The 13,939-nt window shown below is 64.1% G+C and carries 12 protein-coding genes and 1 pseudogene; all 13 read left to right on the top strand.

Annotated elements, in window-relative coordinates; genetic code table 11:
• A pseudogene (locus tag ACCD03_RS21060) lies at positions 1 to 113 on the top strand (porin); the annotation flags it as partial.
• A 175-nt stretch (positions 114 to 288) separates the two neighbouring features.
• Complete coding sequence (locus ACCD03_RS21055) at positions 289 to 1,302, top strand: 2-dehydro-3-deoxygalactonokinase (RefSeq protein WP_413412770.1); 1,014 nt, start codon at positions 289 to 291, stop codon at positions 1,300 to 1,302.
• A gap of 76 nt (positions 1,303 to 1,378) precedes the next feature.
• Positions 1,379 to 2,383, top strand: a complete 1,005-nt coding sequence (locus ACCD03_RS21050; protein WP_413412769.1) for an arabinose ABC transporter substrate-binding protein — start codon at positions 1,379 to 1,381, stop codon at positions 2,381 to 2,383.
• A gap of 33 nt (positions 2,384 to 2,416) precedes the next feature.
• Positions 2,417 to 3,952 (top strand): L-arabinose ABC transporter ATP-binding protein AraG, encoded by a 1,536-nt coding sequence (araG, locus tag ACCD03_RS21045; protein ID WP_413412768.1) that lies wholly within the window; start codon positions 2,417 to 2,419, stop codon positions 3,950 to 3,952.
• Between the two features lie 77 nt (positions 3,953 to 4,029).
• On the top strand, positions 4,030 to 4,977 hold the full coding sequence (gene araH / locus ACCD03_RS21040) for an L-arabinose ABC transporter permease AraH (RefSeq protein ID WP_413412772.1): 948 nt from the start codon (positions 4,030 to 4,032) through the stop codon (positions 4,975 to 4,977).
• Positions 4,978 to 4,987: 10 nt separating this feature from the next.
• Positions 4,988 to 5,902 (top strand): SMP-30/gluconolactonase/LRE family protein, encoded by a 915-nt coding sequence (locus ACCD03_RS21035; protein ID WP_413412767.1) that lies wholly within the window; start codon positions 4,988 to 4,990, stop codon positions 5,900 to 5,902.
• Positions 5,883 to 6,767 (top strand): aldose 1-epimerase, encoded by an 885-nt coding sequence (locus ACCD03_RS21030; RefSeq protein WP_413412766.1) that lies wholly within the window; start codon positions 5,883 to 5,885, stop codon positions 6,765 to 6,767. The genes ACCD03_RS21035 and ACCD03_RS21030 overlap by 20 nt, the downstream gene beginning before the upstream one ends.
• A complete protein-coding gene (locus tag ACCD03_RS21025) occupies positions 6,764 to 7,561 on the top strand; it encodes an SDR family oxidoreductase (RefSeq protein WP_325650103.1) in 798 nt (265 codons plus the stop codon). Before ACCD03_RS21030 ends, ACCD03_RS21025 begins: the two co-directional genes overlap by 4 nt.
• Positions 7,558 to 8,184 carry a 2-dehydro-3-deoxy-6-phosphogalactonate aldolase gene (locus ACCD03_RS21020; RefSeq protein WP_413412765.1) on the top strand — a complete coding sequence of 209 codons (627 nt, stop codon included), beginning with the start codon at positions 7,558 to 7,560 and terminating at the stop codon, positions 8,182 to 8,184. The genes ACCD03_RS21025 and ACCD03_RS21020 overlap by 4 nt, the downstream gene beginning before the upstream one ends.
• Before the next feature lie 15 nt (positions 8,185 to 8,199).
• Entirely contained in the window at positions 8,200 to 9,348 is a 1,149-nt protein-coding gene (dgoD, locus tag ACCD03_RS21015) for a galactonate dehydratase (protein ID WP_413412764.1), read from the top strand.
• Positions 9,349 to 9,463: 115 nt separating this feature from the next.
• Positions 9,464 to 11,479, top strand: a complete 2,016-nt coding sequence (tkt, locus tag ACCD03_RS21010; RefSeq protein WP_413412763.1) for a transketolase — start codon at positions 9,464 to 9,466, stop codon at positions 11,477 to 11,479.
• Positions 11,480 to 11,565: 86 nt separating this feature from the next.
• A complete protein-coding gene (gap, locus tag ACCD03_RS21005) occupies positions 11,566 to 12,564 on the top strand; it encodes a type I glyceraldehyde-3-phosphate dehydrogenase (RefSeq protein WP_045202581.1) in 999 nt (332 codons plus the stop codon).
• A 312-nt stretch (positions 12,565 to 12,876) separates the two neighbouring features.
• Positions 12,877 to 13,920: a LysR family transcriptional regulator gene (locus ACCD03_RS21000; protein ID WP_316671568.1), complete on the top strand. Its 1,044-nt coding sequence runs from the start codon at positions 12,877 to 12,879 to the stop codon at positions 13,918 to 13,920.
• The last annotated feature ends 19 nt before the right edge of the window (positions 13,921 to 13,939 follow it).

The following is a 13,939-nucleotide window of genomic DNA, read 5'->3' as shown; positions in this document are numbered from 1 at the left end:
GCACGGTGCAGAACAGCGCTACCGCCAACTTCTCGGTGGAAGCAACCAACAACAACCCGGCGGTGGGTAAGAACCAGCTGGGTGCGTACACCGGTATCGTTCACTCGTTCTAAAAAACCGCTCATGATCCTGTTGCGCGCCCCGAACTCGACTGTGCGACGTTGCCGCTTCCCAACGATGTCTTCATGGGTGGCGGCGCTTTCCAAGTCAACCTCGGGCCGCTCGCCGCGGATCATGAAAGGGTTTTAACCCCGGGCCCGTCCCACGTCACACCACGCAATGCCACGCATGAACATCCTCACCATCGATACCGGTACCACCAACACACGCGTCACGGTCTGGCGCGATGACGTTGCGCTCTGCCAGGCTGCGCGCCAGGTTGGCGTGCGCGACACCGCCATCACCGGCAACCGGACGACGCTGCAGCGCGGCGTGCAGGACACCATTGAAGCTGCGCTGCAGAAGGCTGGTTTCGGTATGAACCAGGTCGACTTGGTGCTGGCGTCCGGCATGATCACCTCCAACGTCGGCCTGCACGAGGTACCGCACCTGGTGGCGCCGGCTGGCCTGCGCGACCTCGCTGCGGGGATGGTGCAGGCGACCATCCCCGAAGTGTGCGCCCAGCCAATCTGGTTTGTGCCGGGCGTACGCAATCCGGTGGACAACCTGGGCCTGCACAACATCGAGTCGATGGACATGATGCGCGGCGAAGAAGTCGAGACCATGGGTTTGGTCTCTCGCCTCGGCATCACAGAGCCGGCGGTGATCGTGCTGCCGGGTTCGCACTCGAAGTTCGTGCATCTCGACGCGGACCAGCGCATCACCGGTTGTGTGACGACGCTGGCCGGCGAGCTGCTGCACGTGATCACGCACAACACCATCCTGGCCGACGCGCTCGACTCCGACTTTGCTACCGAGGTCGATCCGGAAATGCTGCTGTCCGGCGCGCGCAGCGCCAGCAGCATCGGATTGGGGCGCGCCTGCTTCATGGTGCGCACGCTGGGTCAGTTCACGATCTACGAGCGCAATGCGCGGGCCAACTTTCTGCTGGGCGCGGTGCTGGGCGCGGATCTGCTCACGCTCAAGAACAGCAGCGCGATTCGCATGAACCCGGGTACACAGTTCGTCATCACGGGCAAGCCGCTGCTGCGCGAAGCGCTGGCCGTGCTGGTGTCGGACGACGATTTCTTCTCAGGCAAGGTCACCGTTACGAGCAGTGAACAGCAGGAACACCTGGCCGGCAGCGGCGCGATCGCCATCGCACGCGAGCGCGGTCTGGTCAAAACCTTGAAGGTGGCGTAAGCCCGGCGCCCACGCCATCCCATCTTTCATCCAACGCAGAACAGATGCCGCAAAGACGGCATCGCAAGGAGACAACATGCAACAACAACGACGCTGGACATTCAAGGCCATTGCGGCCGCCACGCTGTTCGCCATGGCCGGCGGCCTTTCGGTGTTTGCCCATGCAGCCGATGACGTGAAGATCGGCTTCCTGGTCAAGCAGCCCGAAGAGCCGTGGTTCCAGGACGAATGGAAGTTCGCAGACCAGGCCGCCAAGGAAAAGGGCTTCAAGCTGGTGAAGATCGGCGTGCCCAGCGGCGGCGAAGTGCTGACTGCCATCGACAACCTGGGCGCGCAGCATGCGCAGGGCTTCGTGATCTGCGTGCCTGACGTGAAGCTCGGACCGGCGGTCGTGGCCAAGGCCAAGCAGAACAACCTCAAGCTGATGACGGTGGATGACCGCTTGGTCGATGGCAGCGGCAAGCCGATCGCGTCGGTGCCGCACATGGGCATCTCGGCCACGAAGATCGGCGAACAAGTGGGCGACGCCATCGCGCAGGAGATGAAAAAGCGCGGCTGGAATCTGTCGGAAGTTGGCGCCATCCGCATTGCATATGACCAATTGCCGACGGCCAAGGAGCGCACCGACGGTGCAGTCGCCGCGCTCACCAAGGCGGGCTTCCCGGCTGCCAACGTGCTGACCAGCCCACAGGCCAAGACGGATACCGAAGCCGCGTTCAACGCCGCCAACATCACCCTGACCAAGAACCCCAAGTTCAAGCACTGGATTGCCTTCGGCCTGAATGACGAAGCCGTGCTGGGGGCCGTGCGTGCAGCGGAAGGCCACGGCCTGAAGCCGGCAGACATCATCGGTGTGGGCATCGGCGGCAGCCAGTCGGCGCTCAACGAGTTTGCCAAGCCCGAGAAGACCGGTTTCTTCGGCACCGTGTTGATCAGCCCGAAGCGCCATGGCTATGAAACCTCGCTCAACATGTACGAGTGGATCAAGAACAACAAGGCGCCGGACCCGCTCATCCTGACCAGCGGCCGCCTGATGACCCGCGACAACGAGAAGCAAGTCCGCCAGGAAATGGGTTTGTGATCTTGCGGACAACGTTGTTGAAGGAGACTTGCCATGTCGGCGTTTCTTGAGTTTCGTGGCATCAGCAAGGTGTTTCCGGGTGTGCGGGCGCTGTCCGATGTGTCGTTCGGCATCGAATGCGGCCGCGTGCACGGCTTGCTGGGCGAGAACGGCGCGGGCAAGTCGACGCTGTTGAAGATCCTGGGCGGCGACTATCAGCCCGATGGTGGGCAGATCGTCGTCGAGGGAAAACCGACGGCGTTCCCGACCACGCGGGCGGCACTGGATGCCGGCATTGCCGTCATCCACCAGGAGCTGCAGACGGTGCCCGAACTGACGGTGATGGACAACCTGCTGCTCGGCCACCTGCCGGCCAGCGGCGGGTTCATCCGCCAGCGCGAGGCGATGGCCTGGACGCGTGAACAGCTCGGCCGCATCGGCGTCGATCTGGACCCGCGCGCCAAGCTGAAACACCTGTCGATCGGGCAGCGTCAGATGGTCGAGATCTGCAAGGCGATCCTGCGCGATGCGCGTGTGATTGCGCTGGACGAGCCGACGAGTTCGCTATCGATCCGCGAGACCGACATCCTGTTCCGCCTCGTGAAAGACCTGCGCGCGCAGGGCCGTGCGCTGATCTACATCTCGCACCGGCTGGATGAGATTTTCGAGCTGTGCGACGGCTGCACGATCTTCCGCGATGGCCGCAAGGTGGCGGATTTCCCGTCGATGGCCAGCGTCACGCGCGACGAGCTGGTCGCGCAGATGGTCGGTCGCCAGATCGACGACATCTTCGATTACCGCGCGCGGACGCTGGGCGATGTGCGCTTGCAGGTGGATGGCCTGATGGGCCCGAAGCTGGCCGAGCCGGCAAGCCTGTCCGTGCGCCGCGGCGAGATCGTCGGCCTGTTCGGGCTGGTGGGCGCGGGGCGGTCGGAACTGGCGCGGTTGATCTACGGAGCCGATCGCAAGACGACCGGGATCCTCACACTCGACGGCGCGCCGATCCGCATCCGCGATGTGGCCGATGCCATCCGCCAAGGCATCGTGCTTTGCCCGGAAGACCGCAAGGAAGAGGGCATCATCGGCTGCCGCTCGGTGTCGGAAAACATCAACATCAGTTGCCGGCGCAACCAGCGCCGCTTCGGCCTGTTCGTCAATGACAAGCAGGAGACGAAGACGGCTGACCACTACATCACGCGCTTGCGCATCAAGACGCCAAACCGCGAGCAGCCGATCCGCCTGCTGTCGGGCGGCAACCAGCAGAAGGTCATCCTGGCGCGCTGGCTGGCCGAAGACGACATGCGTGTGCTGATCATCGATGAGCCCACGCGCGGCATCGACGTTGGTGCCAAGAACGAGATCTACCAGGTGCTGTACGAGCTGGCCGAACGTGGCGTGGCCGTGCTGATGATTTCCAGCGAATTGCCGGAAATCCTCGGTGTGGCCGACCGCGTGCTCGTGATGAGCGAAGGCCGCATCGCCGGCGAACTGCCACGCGAGCAGGCCAATGAGCAGGCCGTGCTCAAGCTCGCGCTACGCCCTGAATCTGCGCCGCTGCCGTCTGCACCCATGCCGCCGTTGGCCGCCTGAGAACCCCGGAGTCCAAGATGTCCCAGTCTCAACCCCTGCAACATTCCGATGCGCTCGCCGCATCGGCACGCTCTGCCATGAACAAGACGCGCCTACTCCGCCTGCTGGACGATTTCAGCCTGCCGCTGATCTTCGCCATTCTGTTTGCCGCGCTGTCGTTTTCGGTCGAGTACTTCTTCTCGTGGCAAAACATGGTGGGCCTTGCGCTCTCCGTCTCGCAGATCGGCATGGTCGCCTGCACGATGATGTTCTGTCTGGCGTCGCGTGATTTCGATCTGTCGATCGGCTCCACGGTGGCGTTTGCCGGCGTGCTGTGCGCGATGATCATCAACGCGACCGGCAGCATTGCACTTGGCATCGGCGGCAGCCTGGTGGCGGGCGCGATCATCGGTGGCGTCAACGGTTTCGTGATCGCCAAGCTGAGGATCAACGCGCTCATCACCACGCTGGCCACGATGGAAATCGTGCGCGGCCTCGCCTTCATTGCCTCGCATGGGCAGGCGGTGGGCGTGTCCGACATGGACTTCTTCGACCTGGGCAACACCATCGTCTTTGGCGTGCCGACGCCGGTGTGGGTTGCGGGGCTGTGCTTCGTGGTGTTTGGCGTGCTGCTCAACAAGACGATCTACGGCCGCAATACGCTGGCGATTGGCGGCAACCCGGAAGCGGCGCGGCTGGCGGGCGTGAACGTCAACATGACGCGCATCGTCATCTTCCTGATCCAGGGCGTGGTTGCTGCGCTGGCGGGCGTGATTCTGGCGGCGCGCATCACCAGCGGCCAGCCGAATGCGGCGCAAGGCTTTGAGCTGAACGTGATCTCGGCCTGTGTGCTGGGCGGCGTGTCGCTGCTGGGCGGCCGCGCCACCATCAGCGGGGTGCTGGTCGGCGTGTTGATCATGGGCACCGTGCAGAACGCGATGAACCTGCTGAATATCGACGCGTTTTACCAGTACCTCGTGCGCGGCGCGATTCTGCTGGCAGCGGTGCTGGTCGACCAGTTGAAGAACCGCGGCGGCCGTGAGTGAGGCTGCGCACATGACAACCGCAACCACGCTTTCCGATCTGCGGTGCACGCTGGGCGAAGGCATCGTCTGGGACGACGCCCAGCGCCTGCTCTGGTGGACCGACATCCAGGAATCGCTGCTGTGGCAGCACGATCCGGCGACGGGGCAGGAGCGCCAATGGCCGTTGCCGCAACGCGTGGGCTCTTTTGCGCTGACGGACGAGCCCGGTGTGCTGATCCTGGGCCTTGCCAAGAACATCGCCCGCTTCGACACGCGCACCGGCACGCTTACGCTGCTGGCCGAGGTGGAGCCCGACAACCCGACCACGCGCGTCAACGATGGCCGCGCCGATCGTTCCGGCAACTACGTCTTCGGCACCATGCACGAAGGCGGCCCCGAACCCACCGGCAGTTTTTATCGCTTTACGCCGATGGGCGCGCTGCAGCGTCTGGCTCTGCCCCACATCGCCATCGCCAACAGCATCGCCTTCAGCCCTGACGGCGACACCATGTATTGGTGCGATACGCACAGCCGTCGCATCCACGCATGCGATTACGACGGGCAGACGGGCGCAGTCGCCAATATTCGCGTCTTCGCCGATCTGCGCGACCAGGATGCCGGGGGTGCGCACAAAGGCTCGCCCGACGGCTCGACCGTCGACGCAGACGGCTGCCTCTGGAACGCAGAGTGGGGCGGCAACCGGCTGACGCGGTACGCACCGGATGGGCGCGTGCTGGCGCGCATGTCCGTACCGGCATCGCAGCCCACGTGCCCGGCATTTGGCGGCGAGGCGTTCGATACGCTGTATCTGACGACGGCGCGCGACGGTTTGTCGGCGCACCGCCTGGCAGAAGACGTGAACGCCGGCGCGACGCTACAGCTTGCCGTACCCAACGCACGAGGACTGCCGGAGGGCCGGTTCGGCCATGCCTACGTTGCGGCTTGACAACGGCGTGCTACGCGCCGAGGTGCTGCCCGAGGCGGGTGGCGGGTTGCTGCGTTTCGATCTGCTGCGAGACGGCGATGTCACAGCCATCTTTCGGCCGGGCGAAGCAGACGCTGCACTGCGCGATCCGAGAACGCTGGCTTGCTATTCGCTGGTGCCCTGGTCCAACCGTATCGGTGGCGGGCGTTTCGCGTTTCAGGGACAGACCATCGAAGTGCCGCGAACGCGTGACGACGAACCGTATCCGCTGCATGGTCACGGCTGGTTGATGCCGTGGCATGCCGTGTCGCAAACGGATACGTCCGTTGAACTCGCTGCGGTGGTCGAGCAGGGGCGCCCGTTCCGCTATCAGGCGGTGCAGCGCTACACGTTGATGGGGAACGCGTTGCAGATCGTGCTGACGGTACGCAACGAAGGTGCGCCGCTGCCATTCGGGCTTGGCGTGCATCCGTTCTTTCCGCGCACGCCCGATGTTCGGTTGCGCGCTGGCGCAACGGCCATGTGGCAATCCGCGCCGGACTATCTGCCGACGGACCTGCGGGGGCTATCTGCGGATGCAGACTTTCGCAAGCTCCGGAAGCTGGAGGCCAGCGCCGCCATCAATCACAGCTTTGAAGGCTGGGATGGCCGTGCGGAGATCGTCTGGCCCAGCCGCCGCATGTCCGTGCAAATCACCGCCGACACGTCGCGCTATGTGCTGTACACACCGGTCGCGTACGACTTCTTCTGCTTTGAGCCGGTTGACCACGCGATCAACGCACACAACCTGCCTGGCTTGCCACAAGACCACGGCCTGACCATTCTCGGCACCGGCCAGAGCCTGCAGCGCAGCTATCAATTCACCGTGAATGGTTTTGACGCATGACCGCTTCTCCGACGTCTTTTCCGCCGCGTCTCGCAGGCAAGGTCGCCCTGGTGACGGGCGCCACGCAAGGCATTGGCGGTGCGATTGCCAAGCTCTTCGCGCAGCACGGCGCCCGCGTGATCGTCAACACGCTGGTGCGTGATGAGCGCGCCGAGGCCTTCGCCGCTTCCATTGGCAACGACGACAACATCCTCCTCGTACAAGCCGACGTGCGCGACCGTGCGCAGATCGACGCGATGGTCGCCGCAGGTGTCGAGCGCTTTGGCGGGATTGACGTGCTGGTCAACAACGCCGGTATCAACGTGTTTGCCGATCCGCTCAAGTTGAGCGAGGACGATTGGGCGCGCTGCCTGTCCGTCGATCTGGAAGGCGCGTGGCACTGCGCGCGCGCCGTGTTGCCGCACATGTTGGCGCGCGGGGCGGGCAGCATCGTCAACATTGCCTCGGTGCATGGGCACAAGATCATTCCGGGCGCGTTTCCGTATCCGGTGGCCAAGCATGGGCTGATCGGGCTCACGCGGGCGCTGGGCATTGAATATGCGGCGCGTGGTATCCGTGTGAATTCGATTTCGCCAGGGCTGATCCTCACGCCAATTGCCGAAGCCGGCTTTGCCGCCGCACCTGACCCCGAAGCCGAACGCCGCCGCCAGGCCGAGCTGCTGCCGTGCAAGCGCATCGGCGAGCCCGAAGAGGTAGCCTACACCGCGCTGTTCCTCGCTTCCGACGAGGCGCGTTTCATCAACGCGACCGACATCCTGATCGATGGCGGGCGCTCGCAGCTTTATCACGAATGACCTGGACAACCCACCTTCCGCTGATCGCCATCCTGCGCGGCATCCGGCCCGACGAGGTGCTGGCGCACACGCAGGCGCTCGTCGATGCCGGCTTCGATGCCATCGAGATTCCGCTGAACTCGCCCGACTGGGCGCAGAGCGTGCAACTCGCCGCACGTGCCTTTGGCGACCGCGCGCTGATTGGTGCGGGCACCGTGCTGCGCCCCGAAGACGTTGACCTGATGGTCGCGGCAGGCGGCAAGCTGGTCGTCACGCCCAACACGCATGCGCCGGTGATCCGCGCCGCCGCGCACGCCGGACTCGTCACCTGCATTGGCTGCATGACTGCCACCGAAGCGTTTGCCGCGCTCGATGCGGGCGCGCAGGCACTGAAGATTTTCCCGGCCGGCGCGCTCGGGCCTGGCTACGTGCGCGCGCTCAAGGCCGTGCTGCCGCCGGAGGTGCCGGTGTTTGCCGTTGGCAGCATCACGCCGGAGAACCTCGCCGATTACCTTGCCGCCGGCTGCATCGGCGCTGGCCTCGGCAGCGACCTGTATCGCCCAGGCCAGCCCGTCGAGCGCACCGCCGAACGCGCGCGCGCCTTCGTCGCCGCTTACCGCACCGCCCAATCCGTCCGCACCTGAACGCACCATCGATCCATGAAAATCACCCGCCTGACCACGTACCGCCTGCCTCCGCGCTGGATGTTCCTGAAAGTCGAGACCGACGAGGGCGTCACCGGCTGGGGCGAGCCCGTCATTGAAGGCCGTGCGCGCACGGTGGAAGCGGCGGTGCACGAGCTGTCCGACTACCTCATCGGCCAGGACCCAAGCCGCATCAACGACCTCTGGCAGACCATGTACCGCGCCGGTTTCTACCGCGGCGGCCCGATCCTGATGAGCGCCATTGCCGGCATTGACCAGGCGTTGTGGGACATCAAGGGCAAGGTGCTGGGCGTGCCGGTATACGAACTGCTCGGTGGTCTCGTGCGCGACAAGATGCGCACCTACAGCTGGGTTGGCGGCGATCGTCCGGCCGACGTGATTGCAGGCATGAAGGCGCTGCAGGCCGGCGGCTTTGATCACTTCAAGCTCAACGGCTGCGAAGAGATGGGCATCATCGACACGTCCCGCGCTGTGGATGCCGCGGTGGCGAAGGTTGCAGAGATTCGCTCGGCCTTTGGCAACACCGTCGAATTCGGGCTCGATTTCCACGGCCGCGTTTCTGCGCCGATGGCCAAGGTGCTGATCAAGGAGCTGGAGCCGTATCGGCCGCTCTTCATCGAAGAACCGGTGCTGGCCGAGCAGGCCGAAACCTATGCCCGGCTGGCCGCCCACACCCATCTGCCCATTGCCGCCGGCGAGCGCATGTTCTCGCGCTTCGACTTCAAGCGCGTGCTGGAAGCGGGCGGGGTATCGATTCTGCAGCCGGACCTGTCTCACGCCGGCGGCATTACGGAGTGCGTGAAGATCGCCGCAATGGCCGAGGCTTACGATGTGGCCTTGGCGCCGCATTGCCCGCTGGGCCCCATCGCCCTGGCGGCCTGCCTGCACGTCGATTTCGTGAGCTGGAACGCCACGTTGCAGGAACAGAGCATGGGCATCCATTACAACAAAGGCGCCGAACTGCTCGATTACGTGCGGAACAAGGCCGATTTTGCGCTGGAAGGCGGCTATATCCGCCCGCCGCGCCTGCCTGGCCTGGGCGTGGATATTGACGAGGCGTTGGTCATCGAACGCAGCAAGGAAGCCCCCGACTGGCGCAACCCAGTGTGGCGCCACTCCGACGGTTCCGTCGCGGAGTGGTAAGCCGGGCGGGGGAGGGGACGTCGTAGCGCGTTTTACTGACCGCGATCACCCCAGCCGGGTCATTCCTGTCTGGTAAAATCGCGGTTTTCCCGCCTATCTCCTGCCGCAGGTTCGCATGACCGCCCCCGCCCTCCACTCGAACACCACCCAGCCTACCCAGTTGATGGCCAGCGCCATTCGCGTGCTTGCCATGGACGCCGTCCAGCAAGCCAATTCGGGCCACCCCGGCGCGCCGATGGGCATGGCGGATATCGCCGTGGCACTGTGGAGCCGCCACCTGCGCCACAACCCGCTGAACCCGCGCTGGCCTGATCGCGACCGCTTTGTGCTGTCCAACGGCCACGGCTCGATGCTGGTCTACGCGCTGCTCCACCTGACCGGCTACGACCTGCCGATGTCGGAGCTGAAGAACTTCCGCCAGCTGCACAGCAAGACCGCTGGCCACCCGGAATACGGCATCACCCCGGGCGTGGAAACCACCACCGGCCCGCTGGGCCAAGGCATCACCAACGCTGTCGGCATGGCCCTGGCCGAGCGCCTTTTGGGCCAGGAATTCAACCGCCCGGGCTTCGACATCGTCAACCACCACACCTATGTCTTCCTGGGCGACGGCTGCCTGATGGAAGGCATCAGCCACGAGGCATGCTCGCTGGCCGGCACGCTCAAGCTGAACAAGCTGATCGCGCTGTGGGATGACAACGGCATCTCGATCGACGGCGACGTTGTCCACTGGTTCAACGACGACACCCCGAAGCGCTTCGAAGCGTACGGCTGGAACGTGATCCGCGCCGTGGATGGCCACAGCGTTGACGCCGTTGACGCCGCCATTGCCGAAGCCAAGAAGTCGGACAAGCCGACCCTGATCTGCTGCCGCACGCTCATCGGCAAGGGCGCGCCCAACAAGGAAGGCGGTCACGATGTGCACGGCGCCCCGCTGGGCGGCGTTGAAATCGCTGCCGCGCGCGAAGCGCTGGCCTGGCCGCACGCCCCGTTTGAGGTGCCGCAAGCCGTGTACGACGCGTGGGATGCCAAGGGTCAGGGCCATGCATTGGAAAAGGCCTGGAACGCGCTGTTCGATGCGTATTCCGAGCGCCACCCGGCCGAAGCCGAGCAGTTCGAGCGCCGCATGCGTGGCGAACTGCCGGAAGCCTTCGACAAGGCGGTCGCCGAGTTCATCGAGAAGTGCGAACTCAAGGCTGAAACCATCGCCACCCGCAAGGCCAGCCAGAACACGCTCGAAGCCTATGGCCCGGTGCTGGGCGAGCTGCTTGGCGGTTCGGCCGACCTGACAGGCTCGAACCTGACCAACTGGAGCGGCAGCAAGGCCGTGCGTGTGGATGCCTGGGGCAACCACATCAATTACGGTGTGCGCGAGTTCGGCATGAGCGCCATCATGAACGGCATCGCGCTGCACGGCGGCTACATTCCGTACGGCGGTACGTTCCTGACGTTCTCCGACTACAGCCGCAACGCGCTGCGCATGGCAGCGCTGATGAAAATCCGCTCGATCTTCGTGTTCACCCACGATTCCATCGGCCTGGGCGAAGACGGCCCGACGCACCAATCCATCGAGCACGTTGCCAGCCTGCGCCTCATCCCGAACATGGATGTCTGGCGCACCGCCGACACCACCGAAACCGCCGTCGCCTGGGCCGCTGCCATCCAGCGCCAGAACGGCCCAAGCTGCCTGATCTTCAGCCGCCAGAACCTGCCGTTCCAGGCGCGCAACCCGGCCACGCGCGAAGCCATCGCTCGCGGCGGCTACGTGCTGCGCGATGCCGCCAACGGTAAGCCGGACGTGGTGATCATCGCCACCGGCTCGGAAGTTGGCCTGGCGGTGGGTGCAGCAGATCAGCTTGCCGCCGAGGGTATCCATGCGCGCGTGGTGTCGGTGCCTGCCACGACCGTGTTCGACAAGCAGGATTCCGCCTACAAGGCGAGCGTGCTGCCGGCCGGCGTGCCGCGCATCGCCGTGGAAGCGGGCGTGACCGATTTCTGGTGGAAGTACCAAGTACAAGCCGTGGTCGGTATCGACACGTTCGGTGAATCGGCCCCGGCGGGCGTGCTGTTCAAGCACTTCGGCTTCACGGTCGAGAACGTGGTGAACACCGCCAAGAGCGTCATTGCTTAACTGAATTTGCGTACGCGGCACCCACGAGGTGCCGCGCTGGTTTTTATCGCACCGTCGATTTCTTTTCTGCTATCAGGAGACTGACCATGACCATCAAGATCGGCATCAACGGCTTTGGCCGCATCGGACGCATGGTGTTCCGCGCCGCCGCCGCCAACTTCAAGGACATCGAAGTCGTTGCCATCAACGACCTGCTCGAGCCCGACTACCTGGCGTACATGCTCAAGTACGACTCGGTGCACGGCCGCTTCGACGGTGAAGTGTCGGTCGACGGCAACACGCTCGTCGTCAACGGCAAGAAGATCCGCCTGACCGCCGTGAAGGATCCGTCTGAGCTGAAGTGGGGCGAAGTCGGCGCCGACGTGGTGATCGAATCGACCGGCATCTTCCTGACCAAGGAAGGCGCGCAGAAGCACATCGACGCGGGCGCCAAGAAGGTGATCATGTCGGCCCCGTCCAAGGACGACACCCCGATGTTCGTGTACGGCGTGAACCACGAAACGTACAAGGGCGAGGCGATCATCTCCAACGCTTCGTGCACGACCAACTGCCTGGCACCGGTTGCCAAGGTACTGAACGACAAGTGGGGCATCAAGCGCGGCCTGATGACCACCGTGCACGCTGCCACCGCCACGCAGAAGACCGTTGACGGCCCGTCCAACAAGGACTGGCGCGGCGGCCGCGGCATCCTGGAAAACATCATCCCGTCGTCCACCGGTGCCGCCAAGGCCGTGGGCGTGGTGATCCCGCAACTGAACAAGAAGCTGACCGGCATGTCGTTCCGCGTGCCGACCTCGGACGTGTCGGTTGTCGATCTGACCGTCGAGCTGGAAAGCGCTGCCACGTACGCTGAAATCTGCGCCGAAATGAAGGAACAAAGCGAAGGCGCGCTGAAGGGCGTGCTGGGCTACACCGAAGACAAGGTCGTCGCTACGGATTTCCGCGGCGATGCACGCACCTCGATCTTCGACGCCGAAGCCGGCATTGCACTCGATGGCACCTTCATCAAGGTCGTGAGCTGGTACGACAACGAGTGGGGCTACTCGAACAAGTGCCTGGAAATGGCGCGCGTGGTAGGCAAGTAATCCCGATCAACGGGACAGACGAACGCGCCTTCGGGCGCGTTTTTCATAGGTGAGCAAAGCGGAGCAGCCGTCACAGCCACGCGTCACTCGGCACACGCTCGATCCCGGTTTGTTAAGAACTGAAAAGAAACGTTTGCGGATGGGCAAGTTTCGAATTCGCGCCACAGGAATTCGCTTTGAAAATCGGGTTGCAGTCCGTACACTGAACAATTACTACATTGTGATGTGGCGGGCTTTTGTGCCGCATCCGACCCATTGCCTCGGCAATGGTTGCCTTTCCAGTTTTCCAACGTGTTCGAGCCAAGGCGTCCCATGGTCAACGTCGATACCAAGCTGCTGGTGATTTTTGTTGAGCTGCTCAGCAAGCGCAACGCCACCTACGTGGCTGAAAAGATGCACATGACCGCACCGGCTGTCTCGCATTCGCTGGGCCGTCTACGCGAAATTTTCGACGATCCCCTCTTCATCCGTGTTCCGCATGGCCTGACACCCACGCCCAAGGCGCTGGAGCTGGGCCCCAAGGTGCGTGAGATGCTCGACTTGTGGGCCGCCATCAACGAAGGCGACATCGCCACGTTTGACCCGGCCGAGGCGACCGGCACGTTCAACGTCAGCTTTGCAGGCACGCTGGGCGATGCGCTGTTCGATCGCTTCCTGTTGCGCATCAAGCGACTGGCGCCGGCATTGCAGGTGCGCCTGACCGAGTCGTCCTCGTGGGAAGCCGATGTGGCCGCCATGCGCGCCAACGAGCTGGATCTGGCGTTCTCACCGTTCCCCACGCGCCATCCCGAGATCATGGAAGAGGTCGTGACCTCGTTCAACATGTGGGTCTGCGCACGCAAGGACCACCCGATCCTCGGGGAACGCTGCACGCTCGAGCAATATCTCGATTGCGAGCATATCTTCATCGCGCAAGGCAGCCCAGGCAGTCGCGTCGCGCCGTCGCTCATTCCGCTGGACTACGCCTTGCAGCAGCGCGGCCTCAAGCGCAACTCGACCATGACCGTGCATAGCTGGCGCACACAGGGCGAAGTGGCTGCCCAGACCGACATGATCTTCACGGTCAACTCGCTGATGAAGGATATGGTCTGCAAGACGTACGACCTGAACGCGTTTCCGTTGCCGGCTGAGCTTGAAACCGTGCTGGGCCTGAACATGCTGTGGCACCGCAGCCGCAACACGCATCCAATGTTGGTGTGGGCGCGTCAGCTCTTCAAGCAGGTTGTGGCCGAATACACCGGGCAGGCGTCGGGCGCTCCGGCCCATCCGCCCGTGCAGGCCAATGAGCACGGCAAGGCCGAGAAAGGCAGCCAGGGCGACGCAGAAAAGGAGGGCGAGACGCGGTTGTCCGTCTGACATCCGCCATCTCGCCGCT

Source organism: Ralstonia sp. Ralssp135 (genome assembly GCF_047304345.1).
Lineage (GTDB): Bacteria > Pseudomonadota > Gammaproteobacteria > Burkholderiales > Burkholderiaceae > Ralstonia > Ralstonia chuxiongensis.
The sequence above is the reverse complement of the archived record's forward strand: the minus strand, read 5'-3'. Positions and strand labels throughout refer to the sequence as shown.

Coding starts and splice junctions, on each gene's coding strand:
- tkt (WP_413412763.1), top strand. CDS start 9,464: ATGACCGCCCCCGCCCTCCACTCGAACACCACCCAGCCTACCCAGTTG.
- ACCD03_RS21000 (WP_316671568.1), top strand. CDS start 12,877: ATGGTCAACGTCGATACCAAGCTGCTGGTGATTTTTGTTGAGCTGCTC.
- araG (WP_413412768.1), top strand. CDS start 2,417: ATGTCGGCGTTTCTTGAGTTTCGTGGCATCAGCAAGGTGTTTCCGGGT.
- ACCD03_RS21035 (WP_413412767.1), top strand. CDS start 4,988: ATGACAACCGCAACCACGCTTTCCGATCTGCGGTGCACGCTGGGCGAA.
- ACCD03_RS21050 (WP_413412769.1), top strand. CDS start 1,379: ATGCAACAACAACGACGCTGGACATTCAAGGCCATTGCGGCCGCCACG.
- ACCD03_RS21025 (WP_325650103.1), top strand. CDS start 6,764: ATGACCGCTTCTCCGACGTCTTTTCCGCCGCGTCTCGCAGGCAAGGTC.
- araH (WP_413412772.1), top strand. CDS start 4,030: ATGAACAAGACGCGCCTACTCCGCCTGCTGGACGATTTCAGCCTGCCG.
- gap (WP_045202581.1), top strand. CDS start 11,566: ATGACCATCAAGATCGGCATCAACGGCTTTGGCCGCATCGGACGCATG.
- ACCD03_RS21030 (WP_413412766.1), top strand. CDS start 5,883: ATGCCTACGTTGCGGCTTGACAACGGCGTGCTACGCGCCGAGGTGCTG.
- ACCD03_RS21055 (WP_413412770.1), top strand. CDS start 289: ATGAACATCCTCACCATCGATACCGGTACCACCAACACACGCGTCACG.
- dgoD (WP_413412764.1), top strand. CDS start 8,200: ATGAAAATCACCCGCCTGACCACGTACCGCCTGCCTCCGCGCTGGATG.
- ACCD03_RS21020 (WP_413412765.1), top strand. CDS start 7,558: ATGACCTGGACAACCCACCTTCCGCTGATCGCCATCCTGCGCGGCATC.